This window comes from Bradyrhizobium arachidis (assembly GCF_024758505.1).
Classification (GTDB): domain Bacteria; phylum Pseudomonadota; class Alphaproteobacteria; order Rhizobiales; family Xanthobacteraceae; genus Bradyrhizobium; species Bradyrhizobium manausense_C.
On sequence record NZ_CP077970.1, the window covers coordinates 4,978,217 to 4,998,739 of the forward strand.

The window sequence follows — 20,523 nt, forward strand, 5'->3', positions numbered from 1 at the left end:
TCACCGATCCAGCGTCTGCGAGGCGCGACCGCGATTCTTCACGATCAGCATGATGTTGCGGATGTAGATGATCGTCGCCAGCGCCTGGCCGAGGATGATGACCGGCTCGCGCTTGACGACGCCGTAGACCAGCGTCATCAACCCGCCGCCCATCGAGCAGAACCAGAACGCCATCGGCACCACGCTGTTGCCGGCCCGTTCGCTCGCGATCCACTGCACCAGGAAGCGCGCCGTGAAGAACAGTTGGGCGACCAGGCCGAACGCCAGCCAGAAATCGAATTTGGCGACGAAGACGTCGTAGAGATAATTGCTCAGCGCCTGACCGTATTGAATGATCATGCTTTCACCTCGGACACTTCAGGGGTCGGCTTCTTGCGGCGGATCAGCCACCACACGCCGGCGAGATCCATGATCCCGATCCAGAGCCGGTCGAAGAAGCCGTAATTGGACACGCCGGAGCGGCGCGGCCGGTCGATCACGTCGACATAGGCGATCTCGAAGCCCTCGCGGCGCATCAGCGCCGGCAGAAAGCGATGCAGCCCGTCGAAATAGGGCAGCATCAGGAATACGTCGCGGCGGAATGCCTTCAGCCCGCAACCGGTGTCGCGGGTGCCGTCCTTTAGGATCGCGTTGCGTACGCCGTTGGCGATGCGCGACTGCAGCTTCTTGAAGCCGGTGTCCTTGCGGCCGACGCGCTGGCCCGCGGCGAGCCCGACGCTGTCAGCCTTTTCGACCGCTGCGATCAGGTCGGGCAGAAAGGCCGGATTGTTCTGGCCGTCACCGTCGAGCGTCGCCACGATCGCCCCGCGTGCGGCCCGCACACCGCTGCGCACCGCCGCCGACTGGCCACCCGATCTGGCGTGGCGGAGCTGACGCAGATTGCTGCGCTGTTGCATCAGGGCGCCGAGGCGTTCGCCGGTCGCATCCGTCGAGCCGTCATTGACGTAGATGATCTCATAGTCCCAGCGGCCGTCGAGCGCGGCCGTAATCTCCTCGATCAGGGGCGCGATGTTGTCGGCCTCGTTGCGCACGGGGACGACGATGGAAACCGCTGGGGACGACGACAATGGTGTGCTCGTGGTTGGAATGGGCCCGCGGGAGGAACCGGTCCGGACGGCAGGCAGCCGCTTTTATGGGGCGGATGACCCGTGGGCAACCCTTTTGAAGCGGCCGAAAGCCGGCCCCGGAAGGGCGAAAATCGTGCCGTCGCTGCGGATGGCGAAGCCGAGGCGGCGTGCGGCAAACCAGTAGCGAACCGCCATGGCGCCGACGATGCCGACCAGCGCGCCGCCCATGACGTCGCTCGGATGATGGGCAAGCAGCACCAGCCGCGTCAGCGCGATCACGATGGCGTAAGTGAACATGAACACGCGCAGACGCGGCCACAGCGCGCCAACCGCGAAGGCCAGCGCGAACGCCGTGAGCGCATGTCCCGACGGCAGGCTGAAATGCGCTTCCGTGCCCTGGAACGGAATGAAGTTGTACGGATTGGCCGTGCCGCCGACGAAAGGCCGGCCGCGGCCGATGGTAAACTTCAGCACCTCGCCGATCAGCACCGAGGTCAGCACCGACAGGAACAGGAACTGGAGGCGCGTGCCGAAGCCGAGCCACAGCGCACGCGACGTGCCGTGCTTGCTGGCCGCGACCAGCGCCACGATCACCAGCGCCGCGGCCAGCGCCCACAGCACATAGGCGTCCTTGCCGAAGTCGGTGAGGATGCGGATCGGCCACAGGCCGGGCGTGCCCCGCGCCGGCATCAGCTCGATCTCGGTCTTGTCGAGCAAAAGCATCAGCACGATGATCATGGTTGCACCCGCCGCGCTGAGATAGAGCCAGTGCCGCGCCATTTTGCGTGCGGCCTCGGCCCGGCGCGAATGCGACGGCGCGCGCACGAGCTGCGCCAGCGAACGCCCGGAGACCGTGAGCAGCTGCATCGGGTAATTTTGGCGATGCGGGATCTCGGCCGGCGCTGACATTTATTCGGTGCCCTCGGAGCGGTAGATCGCGATCGAGATCGCGCGCCCTTGCGAGAAATTGTAGCCGTCGATCCGCGCGCCGACCTTGTAGTGCAGCCCGATCGCCTCTGCGCGCTGCACGAAGCTGCGTTCGGAACGCTGCTCGATCAGCGCGTAGCGGCAGCTTCCCTGCTTGAGGAAGTCGGCCGCGCCCGAGCCGTCGGTCAGCAGCGTCGACGTCCCCGTCATGAAGACGAGACTCGGCTCGTGATAGCCGGCGGATGCGGCCCTTGGCCCGACACAGGTCACGTTACGCAGCGCCCGTGCAATCTCAGCACTCGGGAACAACGGCGTCAGCGACGGCAGCACCACGCCGTAGATGGCGAAGGCGAGCATCAGTGCGGCGACCACCGCGTTGAGCAGCGAGCGCTCGGCGCGGTTGTTGTCGTAGAGCCACCAGGCGAACAGACCGAAGATGAGCGCCGCAGCGATGAACGGCCATGCCGCGAATGCCGGCTGCCGCGTCAGCATGACGGCGCCGACCACCGCGATGATCGAGCCGAACACGGGGATCAGGAACCACCATGCGGCGCCGCGCATCAGCCAGGAGCGCGACAGCACGCGCCGCTCCACCGCGCCGGCGGTGAGGATGGCGATCGCAGGGTACAGCGGCAGCACGTAGTGCGGCAGCTTGGTCAGGACAGCCTCGAACACGATCCAGGATGGGACCAGCCAGGCCAGAAGATATTGCGCGCCGGGCTCGCGCCGTGCGCGCCAGACCGCCGGCGCCGCCATCGCCGCAAGCGGCGCGCCGGGCCAGAACGTGATCCAGAACAGCAGCAGATAAACGCCGGGCGGTGCGCCATGGGATTCCTGGGCGCCGAGCTTGCTCAGCATGTCGCCGCCGACGGAATCCTGGAAGAACGCCTCGCCCGCGCGCCAGAAGATTGCGATGAACCAGGGCAGCACCAGCACCAGCGTCCACATCAGGCCCCAGAGCGGACGCAGCCGCCAGAGCCAGGAGGCATCGCGGTCCTGGATCGCCAGCGCGATGATGGTGAGGCCTGCGAACATCAGGATCAGAGGGCCCTTGAGCAAGATGCCGGCGGCGATCGCGGTCCAGAAGATCGCAGGATACGTCCATGGCGGATGCGCTTCGTCCTCGCCGCGCTGCCAGGAGAGATAGATCCGCGCCATCGCGCCCATGGCCGAGACCACGGTGAGGAGCAGCATCGCGTCGGTCTTGGCGAGCCGCGCCTCGACGCCGAGCAGGACCGAGGCGGACATCATCAGCGCGGCCAGGATCGCGGCGCGGCGCGTGACGAAGCCGAGCGCGGCCCAATAGGTCATCAGTACGGCGCCGATCGCGCCGAACAACGACGGCAGGCGATAGACCCAGATGCGGAGCTGCGCCCGCGGCAAACCCAGCGCGGTCGCTGTGTCGACGGCGGCCGATTGCAGCCAGTAGATCCCGACCGGCTTCTTGTAGCGGACGTCCTCCTGGAAGCGGATGTCGACATAGTCGCGGCTCTCGACCATCTGCTTGGTGGCCTGGGCGAAGCGCGCCTCGTCGCGGTCGATGGGCGGAATCGTGAAGAAGCCGGGCAGGAAGATCAGCAGCGCGCAGACCAGCAGGAAGCCCACCGCGCGGCCGTTGCTGGCGGTGACGATATCGATCAGGCCGACGAGCCGACTGCCCGGATTGACGGGGGTTTTCGGCTCGCGCGGGTCTCCAAAACGGGGGCGGGCATGGGTCTCGACCATTGGTTCCGCATACGCTGAAACCGCCGACCCGACAACCGCTTAGGGACGGGTCATTGAATTCGAATGACAACTGTGTCCGCGGCGCCCGTGGCGTCGATTACGGTGAGGCGCGCAAAGCCCGGACCGGGTGGATCGATCAACCGCTGGCGCCGGCTGTCGATTTCGCCTGATGCCGTGCCGTTGACCAGAATCGTCATCGGCAAGACCCCGCCGGCGACCTTGACGGGCATGGCGGCGGCATCAAGCCCGCCCGAGCGATCGACGTCGATCCGGGAACCGTTGAGCGGGAACTGGATGTGCGGCGCCTGCTCGCCGCCGGCCCGGACGAGTTCCCCAACCGGGCGGAACCGCTTCAACGGCAATGGCAGCTTGGTGTTGCTTGCCACCAGCGTGCCCTTGGGAGGTTTTGGCAGCGCCGCCGGCAGCTTGCCGGAGCGGGCGAAGGCGTCGAACAGGATGGGCGCGGCCGCGGTCCGGCCGATCAGGCCGGGAACCGGCGCCCCGTCGGGCCGCCCGACCCAGACCCCGATGGTCACGCGGCCGTCGAAGCCGACCGACCAGGCGTCGCGATAGCCGTAGGAGGTGCCGGTCTTGAAGGCGATGCGGTTGTGGGCGGCGTTCTCCGGTGGCGGCGTGCCGAGCAGCACGTTACCGACCTGCCAGGCCGCGACCTGGTCGAGCAGCCGCATCGGCTCGCGGTCGTCCTTGCCGGTGATGACCTCGCGCAGCGGCTTGGTGGTTCCGAGCCGCGCAAAACCCGCATAGAGCTGGGCGAGATCCTGCAGCGTGACGCCGACGCCGCCGAGGCCCATGGCGAGGCCAGGCGCCTCGTCCTTCGGCAGCACCAGATTGCCGCCCGCCTGCCGCAGCCTTGAGGCCAGCCGGCTCGAGCCGACGCGGTCGAGCAGCACGATCGCCGGCACGTTGAGCGACAATTGCAGCGCCTTGCGCACGGGCACCGTGCCCTGGAACGTCATGTCGAAATTTTCCGGCGCATAGGAGCCGAAGCGCACCGGGCGATCGTCGATCAGGCTCTCGGGATGGACAAAACCATCCTCGAAGGCGAGCCCATAGATGAACGGTTTGAGTGTCGAGCCCGGCGAGCGCAGCGCGCGGGTCATGTCGACCTGCCCTGCCCGCGTCTCGTCGAAATAGTCGGCCGATCCGACGCGCGCCAGCACGTCGCCGCTCTCATTGTCGACGACGATGATGCCGATGGAGATATTTGGCCCCAGCGCAAGAGCGCGATCATGCGCGAGCGGCTCCAGCACCTTCTGCAAGTTCGCGTCGAGCGTCAGCTTGATGATCGGCGTGTCCTTGATCGTATTGAGCGCCGCGTCCGATGCATGCGGCGCCAGGATCGGCATCGGCCTGCGCAGCGTCGGCACCGGCACCGCCTTGGCCTGCTTCGCGTCGTCAGCGCTGATCTGGTGCTCTTCCACCATGCGATCGAGCACGCGGTCGCGGGCTTTTCGAGCGGCATCCGGAAAACGGTCGAGCCGCCGCGTCTCCGGCGATTGCGGCAGCGCCACCAGGAGCGCAGCCTCGGCGAGCGACAGCCGCTTCGGCTCCTTGCCGAGATAGGCGATGGATGCGGCGCGGATGCCTTCGAGATTGCCGCCATAGGGGGCGAGCGCGAGGTAGAGATCGAGGATCTGGTCCTTGGTCAGGATACGCTCGAGCTCGATCGCGCGCACCATCTGCCGCAGCTTTGCATGGAGCGAGCGCTGCCGCCGCGGCTCCATCAGCCGCGCGAGCTGCATGGTGATGGTCGAGCCGCCCGAAACGATGTGGCCGCGCGTGCCGAACTGGAGTGCGGCACGCCCCATCGCCAGCGGATCGACGCCACGATGCGAAGTGAAGCGCTGGTCCTCATAGGCGAACAGCAGTTTTAGATAGGTCGGATCGACGGCGGTCCTGGCATCGACCGGCAGCCGCCAGCGTCCGTCAGTCATCGCATAGGCGCGGAGCAGCTTTCCGTTGCGATCCACGATCGTGGTCGAGACCTGGCGAGCCTCGTCAAGCGGCAGCGGGCCGAGCGAGACGACCCAGCCGACGAAGGTGCAGATGGCGAGGATGAAGGCGAAGGCAAGCGCGGAGAGGATGCGGTGGGCGTGCCGGCTTCCTCCACGGCTGTCATTCCGGGATGGTCCGAAGGAGCAGACCCGGAATCTCGAGATTCCGGGTTCGGCTCTTCGAGCCGCCCCGGAATGACGAGTTACCTCCGATGTCCGATCGTCGCTCATCTCACCATCACTCACTTCGCCGCCCGCACCTCGACAGTGCCCGTGCCGGTGCGGCCGTAGCGCGAGGGGTTGTACATGTCCTCGACATAGGCCTGCGGCAGCACGTATTTGCCGGGCGAGACCGCGCGCACGACATAGGCGACGGTGAACACGGCGTCCGAATCCGAGGCCCGGTCGATCGCCGCGGTGAAGCGGTCGTCGCGGAACTCGGTATCCTCGGGCTCCTCGCCGTTCTCGATCCAGTCGAGCGTGCCGCTGTCGCCTGACGACACCAGTTTTGGATTGTCGATCTCCAGACCAGCCGGCAGATAGTCTGACACCATGATGTGCCCGTATTCCGGCTTGGCTTCGGTGATCTTCAGCACCACGGCAAAGCGCTGGTTCTGCTTCACCTGTTTGATATCGGCAGGCTTGCCGTCGAGCGTAAAATAGCTGCGCTCGATCTTGAAGCCGGCGGAGGCCGCAGGCTCCGGGGTCACCGGCGAGCCCGACACCGAGACCACCGCCTGCACCGGCGCGTCGCCGGTGTTGGTGATTTTTAGCGGCTTGCCCTCCAGCGTCGCGGACTTGTAGCTGCGATAGAGCGCGGTCTTGACCGGTTGGCCGTCGACCTCGATCGACAGGTTCTCCTTGGCAAGCGCACGCGCCGCCAGCACCAGCCACGCATTCTCCTGCGTCGAGGTGTAGGGAGTCAGTCCGCGCGCGGTCTCGACACGGGTCACGGCCTGCGTCAGCGTCGCCTTCGGCGCATTGCCTTCGCTCGCGAGCGAGACCAGCGCTGCGGCGTCGCGAAGCTGCGAGCCGTAATCGGTGCGGCCGAACTCCAGCGCCGGTTTTGGCGCGAGCGAGTCGAGCGCGGCACCATAGACCCGCTCGGCGCGATTGCGGTCACCGACCAGCGCCAGCGCCGCCGCCAATTGCGATTTTGCAATCGGCGTTGCGAGATTGCCGAGCTTGGTGTCGGCGAGATAGCGGAGATCGCCGATCGGCGCTGCGCCATTGCGGGCGAGCACATAGAGGCCGTAGGCGAGATCGCGCCCGCCGTCCTTCTCCGGCTCGTTGGCGTTCACCACCGAGTTCCTGATGCGGTCGAGCGCGTTCTTGAACAGAACATCCGGCACCACAAAGCCCTTTTCACGGGCGCGGGTGAGGAAGTCCGTCACATAGGCATCTAACCAGGCGTCCTCGCCGCCCGCCGACCACAGGCCGAACGAGCCGTTCGAACCCTGGCGCGCCAGCAGCCGCTCGATCGCGTCACGGATGCGCTGGTCCACCTCGGTGTCCATCGCGAGATGCGCACCGGCAGCTAATTCGTTGACATAGAGCAGCGGCATGGCACGGCTCGTGATCTGCTCCGAGCAGCCATAGGGATAGCGATCGAGTGCCTTCAAAATCGTCGCGGCATCGAGCGCTGTCGAGAGTGACGCCGAGACCGAGACGCTGCCGGTGCCCGGCACGAGATCGGAGAACATGTCCGAGGTCAGCGTCAGGCTCTCGCCCTTCGCCAGCGTCCGGATCGAGCGCCGTGCCAGCACTTGGGTCGCTGCCTTGACGTCGAGCGCGTAGTGGCGCGCCAGCGCAAGGCCGTTCGGCCCGGTGATATCGACGTCGAGGGTCGCCTGCCCTGCGGCCGTCGCATCGAGCGCGAGCGAGAACGAGTTGCGCTGCTTGGCGGCGAGCTTGACGGTTGTCGCGGGATTACCGGTCATCTTCACCGGACCACCCGTCTTGACGTTGATCTTGTAGTCGCCGGCCTGTCCCTCGACATTGTCGATCTCGAGATTGACCGTGCCGTGGTCGCCATTGAGCAGGAAACGCGGCAGGGTCGCGGTCAGCACCACGGGATCGCGGATCACGACGTCGGTGTTGGCGCGGCCGAGTTTCGTCGCCGTCCATGCCACCGCCATCACGCGCGCGGTGCCCGCGAATTCCGGAATGTCGAATGAGACTTCCGCAGTGCCGTCGGCTCCGACCGTCACGATGCCCGAATAGAGCGCGAGCGGCTTTTGCGCGGGCGGCGAGCCCTGGAGCTCGGCAGCCCCGGCGTCACCGCCGGACTTGATCTGCCCGCGCGTGCCCTGCATGCCGTCGATCAACTGCCCATAGAGATCGCGGATCTCCGAGGTCATGCGACGCTGGCCGAGGTAGTAATCATCAGGCGCCGGCGGCTTGTAGTTGGTGAGGTTGAGGATGCCGACATCGACGGCCGCGACGACGATCTTCGCGTCCTCGCCCGGATTGAGCCCGTCGAGTTTGACCGGGATCTTCAGCATCGCGTTCGGGCGGATCAGCGCCGGCGGCGTCAGCTTCATCGCAAGCGTCCGCGTCTGCTTGTCGATGCCGAACCATTTTAGCCCGATCGCGCGGCCGGGCATGCGCTGGGCTGCGGCATCGAGCGGACGGCGCAAGGTCGCCACCACATAGGCGCCGGTGCCCCAGTCCTTACCGACGGTGAACTTGACCTGCGCGGTGCCCTCCTTGACGTCGACGGTCTGCGTGGTCAGCAGCCGATCGCCGAGCACGTTGATGGTGAGCTTGCCGGCACTGCGCGCATTGACCGACACCGTCATGGTGTCGCCGGAGGCGTATTGCGGCTTGTCGATCGAGGTCTCCAGCAAATCAGGCGTGTCGGCGGAGCCGTCAGAATACCAGCCGACGTCGAACTGCACGGAGGTGACGGGCCCATCGGTGTCATTCGACTTCACGTCGAGCCGGTAGCGGCCGGGACGCGGGTTGAGCGAAATCCGCGTCGGCTTGTCCGCGGCCACGATGAGATCGCCATCGGCGACGCGTGCGGTCGATTTGACCGGCTCGTACTCCCAGTAATTGTTCTGGCGATACCACTGGTAGCGCGACTCGACCTTCAACAGCTCGTAGCGCAACCCGTCGCGCGGCAACGTCTTGCCCTCGGGCGAGACGAACACGACCTCGAACTCGGCCTTGTCGCCTTCGGCCACGCTCTTGTCGCCGAACAACGGCTTGACGCCGAGCATCGCGGCGGCAGGCGCCACCGGCAGCACGAGCTTGCGCTCGACGGCACGTCCGCCCGTCTCCGCCATGCGGACAAAAATCTGCGCCTCCTGCGGCCGCGTCGAGGTCGGCTGCTTGTCCAGTGTCACCGGGAAGGTCGCAACGCCATTGGCATCGGATTCCGGCAGGCTCTCGAGCGGCGTGCGCTCGTTGGAGGTGGTCTCCTCGTCCGCGACGCCGAACTGGTAGCCGGCAAAGCCGGGACGTTCGGATGCAGGCGCAACCAGCATGTCGCCTTCGAGCTGGAGCCCCGAGGCGGGCGCGCCATAGAGGAAATGGCCATCGACCTTCAGTTCCACCGGAGCTTGAGCCTTGATCAGCTTCTCCTTGGAACTCAAATCGAATTCGATGCGATCCGGCACGTAGTCTTCGACCATGAAGGTGGTCTCGCCGACCGACGAGCCCTTCGGATCGGTGAAGGCGCGCACCCGCCACGTCCCGGTCGGGACGGCCGAGTTGAGCGGCACGGCCAGCGAGCGGCCGCCGGCGCCCTGGTCGTTAAGCACGGCGCGGCGGAATTCGACGCCGTCGGGACGCTCGATCACCAGCGTCAGCGGGCCGCCGGTGACGGCATTGCCCTGCCCGTCGCGGAGCAGCGCGGTGAGATAGACGGTTTCGCTGGAGCGGTAGACGCCGCGCTCGGCGTAGACGAAGGCGTCGGCGCCGGCCGGCACCACGCGGCCCGCGACGCCGCGATCGCTGAGGTCGAAGGCCGCGGTTTTCAGGCTGAGGAAGGCGTAGTCCGCCTTATCGCCCGTAACGGTCAGCATCGCCGGCGACAGACCACCCTCGCCGCGCGCGAGCCCCGCCTCGAACAGCACATGGCCACTCTCGTCGGTCTTGCGGGTGGCGAGGATCTCGTTGTTGCGGGCAACCAGCCGCACCTCGGCCTTCCCGACCGGATCGGTCGAAGCCAGCGAATTGATGAAGACGTGGATGCCGTCATTACCCGAATAGGCTGACACCCCGAGATCGGAAACGATGAACCATTGGGTCGCGAGCTGATATTCGTCGTCCGAGCCCGGCCCCTTGGCCGCCGCGGTCATCACATAGACGCCGGGCAGGAGATCGCCCAGCGCCTGGTCGACCGGGAATGCCGTGGTGACGTCCTGGTTCAGCGTCATCGCGGTGGCGAGCTCGCCCGACCACACCTTCACGCCGCGCTCGTCGCCGAGATCGCTGAGCTGGTACTTCGTCAGCGTCTTCTGGAAATCGCTGTCCACGACCGTGTTGATCAGGTTGCGATCGCCGATCCTGAAAACGCTGATATTGACCGAGGGCGTGTTGACGCTGACCACGGGAATACCGCGCTGGCCGGTCTTCGGCAGCACATAGGCGCGACTCGTGAAGCGCACGAACGGCTTGCGGTCGCGCACATAGATGTTGAACTCGGCCGATTTCGGCAGCCCCTCCTTCACCGTCGACGGCAGGCCGGCGCGCAAATTGATGTTGTAGCGCTCGCCATGCCTGAGCCCGTCGACGCAGAGCTGCTTGCCCTCCGCCGTCAGCGCCGGCTTGTCCTGACCCGCCAGCGCCAGGAACGGCGCGAAATCGGTACGCTTGGCTAGTTCCTCCGAGAACTGGAAACAGGCGCGCGGGCTCGCCGAGTCGGAATCGACGGTATAGTCGAGCAGGCGGAAACCGTGCTCGTCGCGCAGCTTCTCATATTGGCCGCGGACCTCGGCGACCTCGCGCATGTCGAGCGACATCCGCATGGTGTCGAGCGCCGGCCGCCACAGCTTTCGCTCGGCGAGCGCCTTGCCCAGCACCGCCAGCGCATCGGCCTCCCCGCCCGGATTTCCGGCGCGCTGATAGGCGATGTAGGCCGCGGTCGAGGCCCGCTCCAAAAGGAAGGTCTGCTCGCTCGAGCTCTTTGGCCCGATCTGGAAAATGGTACGGGCAAGGCGCAGCCAGTTGCCGGCATCATCGGGATTGGTGGCGGCGATCTGGCCGAGGATCGACAGGCCGCCGCGGAAATCGTTGCGCTTGAAGGCGGCGTCGGCGTCGGAGCGCAGCGTCGCGTTGGTCTTGACGACCGCCCCCGCCTCGCTCTTGATCTGCGCCTCGAGCTTGATCGCGGAATCGGCGAGATCGTCGCGTTTGAAGGCCTTGTCTGCGGCTGAAGCCGTCGCGAGGCCAAGCAGAAGCGTTGCGCAGACAGCAGCGGCGCGAACCAAACTGATCATGATGGGACTCCCGGACGATCGCGGACGAACGCCGCGTCGGCAATGATGAAATGCGCGAAAAGGTGACAGACTCAAGGCGATGGAACCACAGTAGCAGAACGTCGCATGCGCCATGGCAAGCAGGCCCAGAGGTGACCGATCAGGATGTGACCCGCGCGCACCGTCCCTAAAGGCGCAGCCACACCAAAACCAGCCGTCCGGCGGCAATGTCCCGATCGCTGGTCAACGCTCCCGGCGATGTGAACCATCGTCCAGGTCGCTGCCGCGGAGCCGGCACCCTGACACTCCACCGTCCAGGTTTGTCGCTGGCTTGAGGAAAACGGTTCGGTCCGGACTTGGCGAACGTGCGGATTTTTCATATGTGGCGTGCTAGAAGCCCTCGAGGCCCTCGTCCGAGGCCCCTTCACGGTCCCGTAGCTCAACTGGATAGAGTAGCGGATTTCTACTCCGCGGGTTGCAGGTTCGAGTCCTGCCGGGATCGCCATTTCTCCCACCATCACTGCGCCATCGATACCCGATAACACGTTGATTTCTTTCTATTCCCTTAGCCCCTGCAGCGGCTCTAGGGTGCGGACGAGCTTTGCGCACGGACATGTCACTCAATGACCGAACGGACACCGTGCTAGGGTGCCTGCTCCGAAAACCGGAGTCCCCTTGCTGACGCGCGTCGATCCGTTGCTGCCACTCCCCGAGAATGTGCTGAGCCTGTCGACGGCGCGGCGCGAATGGAATGGCGTGCGCGTTGATGTCAGCGAATTCCATTGCGCGGGCCGGGTGTCTCACCAACTTCGCCACCAGAGCGAAACCCGCCTCAACGTTCTTCTGGAAGAGATTGGAAGCCCCTGCGAGCCCCGTCTGCGCGAGGACCAGCCTTGCCCGATTGGTTATATGCCGCGGCACATGCACTTCGCGCCTGCCGGCATGGAAATTTGGGGCTTCAGCGCCGATACGCGATTCGCGCGGGACGCCACCCTGATCTTTGATCTCGCGGTGCTGAGCGAGCGGCTGGCTACCGGCTTCAACGCCGATGCGATCACTAAGCCACGGCTGCGTTTTGCCGACGACCGGATCTGGACTCTGGTCAGGCTGCTCTCCGACACGATGAACGATCCCGATCCCTCGACGCAGCTCTATGGCGACGGGCTGACTGCCGCGATCGCGGCACGGCTCTTCGCCGAGCCACCGGAGCCTGCCACCGACGGCAAGGGGCTGGCACCCTGGCAACTGCGGCGTATCGTGGAATATCTCGATGCACGTTTGCCCGAGCGCGTTGAGCTCGCGCACCTGGCGGCGCAGGTGGGTCTTTCGCAGGCTCACTTTAGCCGCGCGTTCAAGGCCTCTACGGGAATGGCGCCCTATCGCTGGCAGCTCGACGCACGCATCCGCCGCGCGCAGGCTCTCCTGATCGACAGCCACGCCTCGCTCAACGAGGTGGCCGAGGCGACCGGCTTTGCCGATGCGGTCCATTTCGGGCGGACGTTCCGCAAGCTCACCGGAGCGACGCCGGCGGCCTGGCGACGCGACCGCAAGAACTGATCATCCAGCAGCAGTTTCAGACTGCAATTCGCAGAATCGAACAGTGTCTTCCGCAGGACGGGAAGCCAGTATCGCCGCGACCGGATCGGCGAGCGAGATCGTAGCAGCCCGTTGACGAGACGCGCCCTCCCGGAACTCCTCAACCCGGAAGGCGGAAGATGAGCAAAACATCCATCGACTATGACGGCCTCATGCAGGCGAACCTCGCGCGCGTGTTCGGCGAGCGCGACGCCTCCCGCCGGATCAAAGCCATTGCAGAACTCTATGCCGACGATGCGGCACTGTACGAACCACCGGATGCCTCGGCGACCGGCCATGCCGCCATCAATCAGGCGGTGGAAGCGCTCCTGGCGAACCTGCCGCCCAACTTCGTCTTCACCGCGATCGGTCCCGCCGTCGGCCATCACGGTCTCGGACGGCTACGCTGGCGATCCGGCCCACCGGACGGTCCCGCGGCCGTGACCGGCACCGATGTCGCCCGGGTTGAAGCCGGCAAAATCAAGACCCTCCACGTCTTTCTCGACCCCATCGCTGCCTGAGCAGCCATATCCAAGGACCAATCATGCCCGCCAAGACCGGCCTCGACGCCCTGCTCCGCCCTGAAGACAGCATTCTCGTCCTGATCGACCATCAGCCCTACCAGTTCACCAATCTGAACAGCCATGAGCCCGCGACGATCATCAACAACGTCATCGGCCTCGCCAAGACTGCAAAAGTCTTCAACGTGCCGACGATCCTGACCACGGTGATCGAGGAGCGCGGCGGCTATCTGATCAAGGGGCTTCAGGATGTCTTCCCGGAGCAGAGGCCGATCGACCGCACCTTCATCAACACCTGGGAGGATCCGAATGTCGTCGACATCGTGAAGACGAGCGGGCGCAAGCAGCTCGTTCTGGCTGCGCTCTACACCGAGATCTGCCTTGCCATGCCGGCAATCCAGGCGCTCGGCGAAGGATACGACGTCTTCATCGTCACCGATGCGTCAGGCGGCGTCTCGTTGGAAGCCCATGACATGGCGGTGCGCCGCATGGTCGCTGCCGGCGCGGTGCCGATCACCTGGCTTGCCGTGCTGGGCGAATGGCAGCGTGACTGGGCGCGCGAGAAAACCGCGGTCGGCGTCTCGGCCGTCGTCCTCGAGCATGGCGGTGCCAGCGGGGCCGCCCTGGCCTGGGAACTGCAGCTTCTGGCCGGACGCGCCAAGGCAGGAGCCTGAAGGCGCGCGACATGCCTATTGCACCGACGCCGATCCGCATAGGGTACTGCCTTTCACTGACCGGTCCGGTCGCGGACAACAGTCGTTCGGCCCGGCTCGCCCACGATATCTGGCGAGAACACGTCAACAACCGGGGTGGCCTGCTCGGCCGCCCTGTCGAACTCGTCTGCTACGACGACCATGCGGATGCTTCGCGCGTCCCCGGCCTCTACAAGCGCTTGATGGACGAAGACAAGGTCGATCTCGTCATCGGCGGTTACGGCACCAACACCATACTGCCAGCGATGCCGCTGATCATGGAACGGCAGCGCTTCTTCGTCGGGCTGATGGGCCTTGGCGTCAACAACGCGCTCGCCTATCCGAACTACTTCGCCATGATACCAACCGGGCCAGATCCGAACGCAGCGCTGACCGAGGGATTTTTCGAGCTTGCTGCCGCGCAGACGCCTCGGCCCCTGACCGTGGCGTTGGTCTCGGCGGATGCGGAATTCTCTCGCAACCCCATTCTCGGCGCAAAAGCCAATGCCGCGAAGTACGGTCTTCGCATTGTCCACGAAGCCACCTATCCGCTGACGACGAAGAATTTCAAACCTGTTATCGACGCTGTGGCCGAGAGCAACTGCGACTTGCTGTTTCTGTGCTCCTATCTAGACGACTCGATCGGCCTCGTGCGAGCGATCCACGCACATCCATTCCGCCCGAAGATGGTCGGCGCCGGGATGATCGGCCCTCAGAACACCGCCGTCAAAACCACGCTCGGTCCGCTGCTCAACGGCTTTGTAAATTACGAATATTGGCAGCCGGCCCCGAAGATGATGTTCCCCGGGGTGCAGCAATTCCTGAATACCTATCAGGAACGAGCCAGCGCTGAGCATGTCGACCTCTTGGGCCATTACATGGCCCCACTTGCCTATGCCCAGTTGCAGGTTGTTGCTCAGGCTGTCGAAGCGACTGGCGGTTTCCACGACGCCGGACTCGCGGCATACGCACGGAGCGCGACCTTTGACACCGTCATGGGCGCGATTAGTTTTGGTGCAAACGGCGAATGGGCAGAGCCACGCGTCTTACAAGTTCAATTCCAGGGAATATCCGGTCACGGAATTGAACAGTTCCGGAATGGGTCGCGGCAAATCGTGGTTTCGCCGTCGAACTATGCCTCCGGAAGGCTCCGATTTCCGTCGAGGTGAATTTTGTTACCGCAGAGCGCTGGCGGATTGGCGAGCGAACAAGATTCTCGTCCGTCAGCGCCATCCGCAGCTCGTGCAGACGTTGCTTGGCGGTGATGCCCACTTCGCGCGGCTTGGGATTACGGTGACAGCACTGTCACCGTAACGCGGACTGGTCGCGCTCGTCCCTCGTGGGAGAAAGCCAGAAGATCATTTCTTCTCGGGGAATTCCCTCGTGAAGCTCGCCGAGCCGAGATTCGCATTGCCAGGCCCGAATGCGGTGACGGTGACTTGATAGGAGTGGCTGCCGCTCGGCGGACTTGGCGGCGAGTAGCTATTTAGGGCACCGCAAGCGATCGTTGACTGGCCCTTGTAGGGCACCGTTCCCCCACCGTGATTGTAACTGGGGACCTGAAGATCAACCATGTGGAATTGGAGTGTTGCCGTCCCTTTTGGCACACCACTCAACGCGAATACGGGAGAGCTGAGGCCACACCACCGAAAGCTCATCGAGAATGCCGATGCATTCGCTGTGCTCAAAGCCAGGATAGCGGCAGCATAAACGCAAAGTCGGATTTTTGGCATTGTCCCTCCCTGGAATTCGCGAGCATCAAAGTTGATTCGGTTCGCCTCCGCAATTGAGGTCCCGCGCTCGTTGGCTCTCCACAAAGATTCCGTCGGTGTCGCCAGATGCGGGCTCACCCGTGATGGTTGACCTTCCATATACCGGCGAATTCGCGAACAAGATTCTTGCCCCTCAGCGCCATCCGCAGCTCGTACAGACGTTGCTTGGCGGTGATGCCCACTTCGGCGTGCGAGATCGTTCCAGGCTTCCACCGTAGCCCGGCCTGCACGTCGCAAGTGCCTGCCCTTTCCGATTGATAATTTTGAATGCTCGTATCAGCGGTGCCGCAGACCGCCGTGCACATTCGGAGAGTGGGCCGTGATCAGGTTTTTGTGCTTCCGTGCCGCCGCTTCGGCCTCGCGAGCAAGTCGTTCAGCCTTTAACCTCTCGCGGTTTGCATGAAACGCCGCTTGGATGCGTTCATACACGACACCAACAGCTCGTCCGGCGAGCCGAGCGACAATGCGCAATAGCGCCATGCACGTCGCAATCTGTCACCGCAACTGCAGACCACCGGGTCGGAACGGCTAGGCCGTTCTACGTCCCGCCTTGGAGTGAAGCTCGATGCTCATTGCTGGTCGTCGCCGTTCAAGGTTTCGGAGCCGCCGCTTGCATCTCGTGTCCTGGGCTGAATCCCGATGCGCCCGGCTGCCCGGAGGGCGGGCTTGAAGGTGCAGCCTGCATCTGATGCCCTGGGCTGAAGCCCGACGCCCCCGGATGCCCGGAGGGCGGGCTTGAAGATGCAGCTTGCATCTGATGCCCCGGGCTGAAGCCGGATGCCCCGCGATGCCCGGAGGGCGGGCTTGAAGATGCCGCTTGCATCTGGTGCCCTGGGCTGAAGCCGGATGCGCCGGGATGCCCGGTATGGCTTGATGAACCACGATGCCCGGTATGCGAGTGCGGGCTTGAAAACACCGCTGAAAACGCCGCCTGTATCGCGTGTCCTAGGCCGTGTCCCAGGCTGAGGCTTGATGCGCCGTGATGGGCTCCATGAGAGTGCGGGCTCGAAAACGCTGATTGCATCGCGTGCCCCGGAGCCGATGCCGAACTGCCGTGGCCGATACCACCTGCGCCGCCATGTCCCGCACCCACTCCGCCGCCGTGTCCACCAGATGCACCAACGCCGGCTCCTACCCCGCCACCTCCTCCAACTCCCCCTCCGGCACCCCCGCCACCGCCTCCTCCGCCACCCCCACCGCCTCCACCAGCGAGCAGCGGTCCAGACGTTGCGATCAACAATGCCGGTATGGCGGTTACTGCGAGAAGCTTGGCTACCTTCGTCACGATGATCTCCTCTTCGCCTTCAATTCCGCGGCTAACCCCAGGCAACACTACGGGGCTCGACGGTGGTTGAAAGTCGAGCGCTCGACCGAATGTTCCGCACAAAACGTGTTCGAATAAGGCGAACAGACGCGCTCGCCATCTTTTGCGCGGACTGTCACCAGAACGGCACATCTTCCACCCCGTTCACGCGTGCTCGTGGCGTTGCTCTCCTGTGGCGAGCAGTCCGCACAGGCCGCAGCAAGTGGGCGAGAGGTGCTCGCAGGTGCCGCGTGATCGTGAGAGGCGGGTGGTCTGTTTTTGTGAGGATTACGGTGACAGTGCGTTCAATCACACTGAACGTGGTCTAACGAGCTGAATGGAAGCGGCTGGCAAATCAGCGATTGAATGCACTGTCACCGTAACTCGGCCGAGCTTGTTCAAGCCGCCTTTCAAGTTCTTTCTTTTCGGCAACAATCCTCGCGGCGAGAGCTTTGTCGATCTCCGTATGGAGAGCCCACAACTCCTCGATGGACATCGCCTCAAAACGATCCCGGTCCATGACCTCTCGCGACTACCCGGACGCCTAAAACGGTCTCGGCACTTAGCGGCGGGTGGACCGGTGCCGAGACCGCAAGGTTCGCTTGACGCTAGGGCTCTGGCGCCAAGTCCCCTCAGCATATGCATTATTTGACAGCGCCTCCATTTAATTCATTTAAATTGGTTAATTTTGTTAATTTGGCAAACGAGCCAAAATCCCTATTTCCCCGCACGCGTACGACGTATGAGACGGCCGTGGCGGCCCCGCCGATTTGATAGCGCGCACGTTTGAATCCACGCCTCGCAAGCGAGGCCATTCTCCAATGCATCGAAGGGAAGCCCGCCATTCCCGGCGGGCTCAAGTGCAGGGAGGAAGCGCCATGAGAGACGCATCTGAAGCCTACGGCGATTCCCGCCGATGCCGTGTATCGTGATTGACACAGTGGATGACAAAACCAAAATTATGCGCACCAAATGAGCAAGGGCTGGGGGCGGCCTTTCGAAGATCCGATTGACGTGGGGGATTACAGTGACAGTGCATTCAATCGCATTGAACGTGGTCTATCGTGGTCGTCGTGCTAATCGGTCGAGCGTTCGGGCTGCTCTGAGGAGGCCCGCCAGCGTGAACCGGCGGGCGCGGGAGCGCTCCTCAAAGTTCAATCTCGGTCGCCAAATTCGAACGCACGAGGGTGGTCAAGCCCGCCTTCAATCTCTTCGCTTGCCAGGTTTGGAACGCTGGATCGGCATTAAGTTTTTCAACTGTCGCGCCGTAAGCTGAGAACGTTTCGAAATTTACTGAGAAAACGAAATTTCCGAATTCGCCGACCGCGACGGACCAGAACCTTGGTTTGCCACCGTGCTTGCGCCAAAGCCCGGCGCTCTCCTTAGCCAGTTCGAGTATTCCCGCGAAGTCGGCACCTGGATTTGGTTTGACTACATATTGAACAACTACTGCCATGCTACCCTCCAATTGAAATTACAAAGGTCGCGCGTGCGAGGTTTTGCTACTTTGTCCCGAACGAATTGACCTAGATCAAGTGGAGCTTGCGCGATGTGCCCGTCAGGCCCTCTAACGAAAAGGCCTGTGGGTGGCATGGCACCTGAGGCCGGAGGCCCGCCAGCGTGAACCGGAAAAACGGTGACAGTGCACTCAATCACGCGGGCCGCTTTCGAGGACCGCACGACGCGCGGCGAAGGCTGATCAGTTGAGTGCGCTGTCGCCGTAATTCCGCGGCCTGCACGTCGTGCCTGCTCGCGGCGCCGTTGAAGCGTCCGAGACCGGTCGCGAGCAGCGGCTCGCGCAACCGCGGGCCACCGATCATTTCGACCGCCATGGGGTCATCCGCGGTATCCAGCGCGGGACGGCGGCGCGGAACGCCTCGTACTCACCCCCAAACGTCTGCTCGAGCGAGGGTTCTTCGATCGCCACGACCCAGCCGTGGAAGAAGAGCCAGAGCAGCGCGCCGTAGACGATGAGGCGCCAATCGCCCATCAGCATCGCTTGCCCCAGGATGATGGCAACGACCGCGACGTATATTGGATTACGCAAATAGCGGTAGAGACCGGTCACCACGAGATTTCGGGGCGGCGCGATGGGCGCGGGGGTGCCGAGACCCTGCAGCGCGAAACGTGCAAATGCGTCAACGAGCCCAGGCACGCCTGCGAGAATCATTATCGCGCCGATGCCGCGCGTCAGCTCCAGACCAAGGAACGGCGGCCGGAGTTGCCAACCCGTGATCGACCATGGAACGAGCCCCGCCAGCGTAAATGGGGCGACCACGAAGAAAACCGCCGAGCCCAGGACGGCAATGGTTCGTTGCACGGCGGTTCCCGACACTCGCTGCGAGCTCATTCCAACCTCCCCTTCACTGGCGCATTCGCGAACTAGCTTCTTGTCCATCAGCGCCATTCGCAGCTCGTGCAGACGTTGCTTGCAGACGTCGCTTGGCGGTGATGCCCACTTCGCGTGCGAGATCGTTCCAGGCTTCCACCATCAGCCCGGCTTGCTCGTCGCAAGCGCCTGCCCTGTCCGATTGATAATTCTGAATGCGTGTATCAGCGGTGCCGCAGACCGCCGTGCACGTTCGGAGAATGGGCCGTGATCAGGTTTTTGTGCTTTCGGGCCGCCGCTTCGGCCTCGCGAGCAAGTCGTTCAGCCTTTAACCTTTCGCGATTTGCATGAAACGCCGCTTGGATGCGCTCATACTCGGACATCGCTACTTTGGCATCGGTTTCCTTGAAGACCCTTTGCGCCTCACGTTGGGCGGCAGTGGGCGGCTTCCATCCGTAATCCCTATAAACGGTCATTCCCTCCTCCTTCGGTGATCGCCGTGGGAGCTCGTTGGGTCCGACCGTCAAAGTCTCTTCCTGTTTTTCAGCTACCGCAATCGAATATTTGCCTTCCCGCGCCGGCCGTAGATCCGCCCCGGCTGGCTCATCCTTCAATGGGATTCCGGTCCATCACTTGACTACGAGGCTTGACTACGAGGCTTGACTACGAGGCTTGACTACGAGCCCTGGCGCCGCCAGCGCGACTGGGCGGCATGGAAGGACCGAATGCACGAACTGGCACTGCCACCGCCCACGCAGCGGCCCTGGGATTGGGGACTACAGTGAAAGCTGCTTGCTCCTGCGTGGTTCTGCGCGCACCCAGACCGGCACGCTCCTTGCCTATTGGAATGTCCGAGCAAGGAGGCGTGCACCGATGGAACGACGAAGTCCTATTTTCAGGCGCCCGAAGCCCACTTTGGCACATGTCACTCGTGAGCTGACGAGATTGCTGGACGCGATCGAGGAACTTGAGGACCTGAGAGAGAAGGTCCGACTGGCCGAAGCGGCCGCCCGAGTGTTGCACTGAAGCTCACGGCTGATTTGCTTAAAAATCCAGCCCTCTCGAGGCGCTTCGGCGCGCGTTCGCCTCCAGGACTACGGTGACAGTGCGTAGCAACCATTAAATGGCGGCTGTGCTTTACGCCGTTTAGTCGTCGGCGTCTTCATGATGA

The 20,523-nt window shown here is 64.0% G+C and carries 16 protein-coding genes and 1 tRNA gene; 5 read left to right on the plus strand and 12 right to left on the minus strand.

Annotation, left to right across the window (positions count from 1 at the left end; translation table 11 throughout):
• From KUF59_RS22975 to KUF59_RS23000, 6 genes are all read right to left on the minus strand, one after another.
• Positions 1-339: a lipid-A-disaccharide synthase N-terminal domain-containing protein gene (locus KUF59_RS22975; protein ID WP_212461214.1), complete on the minus strand. Its 339-nt coding sequence runs from the start codon at positions 337-339 to the stop codon at positions 1-3.
• The gene (locus tag KUF59_RS22980; protein WP_212461215.1) at positions 336-1,067 is read right to left on the minus strand and encodes a glycosyltransferase family 2 protein; all 732 of its coding nucleotides are present in this window, start codon (positions 1,065-1,067) and stop codon (positions 336-338) included. The genes KUF59_RS22975 and KUF59_RS22980 overlap by 4 nt, the downstream gene beginning before the upstream one ends.
• Positions 1,068-1,130: 63 nt before the next feature.
• The gene (locus tag KUF59_RS22985) at positions 1,131-1,976 is read right to left on the minus strand and encodes a phosphatase PAP2 family protein (protein WP_212461216.1); all 846 of its coding nucleotides are present in this window, start codon (positions 1,974-1,976) and stop codon (positions 1,131-1,133) included.
• Positions 1,977-3,719 carry an ArnT family glycosyltransferase gene (locus tag KUF59_RS22990; protein ID WP_212461217.1) on the minus strand — a complete coding sequence of 581 codons (1,743 nt, stop codon included), beginning with the start codon at positions 3,717-3,719 and terminating at the stop codon, positions 1,977-1,979.
• A gap of 50 nt (positions 3,720-3,769) precedes the next feature.
• Complete coding sequence (gene pbpC, locus KUF59_RS22995) at positions 3,770-5,965, minus strand: penicillin-binding protein 1C (protein WP_212461218.1); 2,196 nt, start codon at positions 5,963-5,965, stop codon at positions 3,770-3,772.
• An 11-nt stretch (positions 5,966-5,976) separates the two neighbouring features.
• Positions 5,977-11,181: an alpha-2-macroglobulin family protein gene (locus tag KUF59_RS23000; protein ID WP_258767186.1), complete on the minus strand. Its 5,205-nt coding sequence runs from the start codon at positions 11,179-11,181 to the stop codon at positions 5,977-5,979.
• 407 nt (positions 11,182-11,588) lie between these two features.
• Here KUF59_RS23000 and KUF59_RS23005 point away from each other — a divergent pair.
• From KUF59_RS23005 to KUF59_RS23025, 5 genes are all read left to right on the plus strand, one after another.
• Positions 11,589-11,665 (plus strand) — tRNA-Arg (locus KUF59_RS23005).
• 170 nt (positions 11,666-11,835) lie between these two features.
• On the plus strand, positions 11,836-12,717 hold the full coding sequence (locus KUF59_RS23010) for a helix-turn-helix domain-containing protein (protein WP_212461220.1): 882 nt from the start codon (positions 11,836-11,838) through the stop codon (positions 12,715-12,717).
• A 158-nt stretch (positions 12,718-12,875) separates the two neighbouring features.
• Entirely contained in the window at positions 12,876-13,256 is a 381-nt protein-coding gene (locus tag KUF59_RS23015) for a nuclear transport factor 2 family protein (protein WP_212461221.1), read from the plus strand.
• A 23-nt stretch (positions 13,257-13,279) separates the two neighbouring features.
• The gene (locus KUF59_RS23020; protein WP_212461222.1) at positions 13,280-13,930 is read left to right on the plus strand and encodes a hydrolase; all 651 of its coding nucleotides are present in this window, start codon (positions 13,280-13,282) and stop codon (positions 13,928-13,930) included.
• Positions 13,931-13,941: 11 nt separating this feature from the next.
• Entirely contained in the window at positions 13,942-15,117 is a 1,176-nt protein-coding gene (locus KUF59_RS23025) for an amino acid ABC transporter substrate-binding protein (RefSeq protein ID WP_212461223.1), read from the plus strand.
• 879 nt (positions 15,118-15,996) lie between these two features.
• Here KUF59_RS23025 and KUF59_RS44380 read toward each other — a convergent pair.
• The 6 genes from KUF59_RS44380 to KUF59_RS23050 form a co-directional block, all read right to left on the minus strand.
• Positions 15,997-16,200 carry a hypothetical protein gene (locus KUF59_RS44380; RefSeq protein ID WP_408918029.1) on the minus strand — a complete coding sequence of 68 codons (204 nt, stop codon included), beginning with the start codon at positions 16,198-16,200 and terminating at the stop codon, positions 15,997-15,999.
• 1,178 nt (positions 16,201-17,378) lie between these two features.
• Entirely contained in the window at positions 17,379-17,543 is a 165-nt protein-coding gene (locus tag KUF59_RS23030; RefSeq protein WP_212461225.1) for a hypothetical protein, read from the minus strand.
• Between the two features lie 627 nt (positions 17,544-18,170).
• Complete coding sequence (locus KUF59_RS23035) at positions 18,171-18,479, minus strand: hypothetical protein (protein ID WP_212461226.1); 309 nt, start codon at positions 18,477-18,479, stop codon at positions 18,171-18,173.
• A gap of 196 nt (positions 18,480-18,675) precedes the next feature.
• Complete coding sequence (locus KUF59_RS23040; RefSeq protein WP_212461227.1) at positions 18,676-18,855, minus strand: hypothetical protein; 180 nt, start codon at positions 18,853-18,855, stop codon at positions 18,676-18,678.
• On the minus strand, positions 18,840-19,373 hold the full coding sequence (locus KUF59_RS23045) for a methyltransferase family protein (RefSeq protein WP_212461242.1): 534 nt from the start codon (positions 19,371-19,373) through the stop codon (positions 18,840-18,842). Before KUF59_RS23045 ends, KUF59_RS23040 begins: the two co-directional genes overlap by 16 nt.
• A 203-nt stretch (positions 19,374-19,576) precedes the next feature.
• Entirely contained in the window at positions 19,577-19,828 is a 252-nt protein-coding gene (locus tag KUF59_RS23050; protein ID WP_212461228.1) for a hypothetical protein, read from the minus strand.
• Positions 19,829-20,523 lie beyond the last annotated feature (695 nt).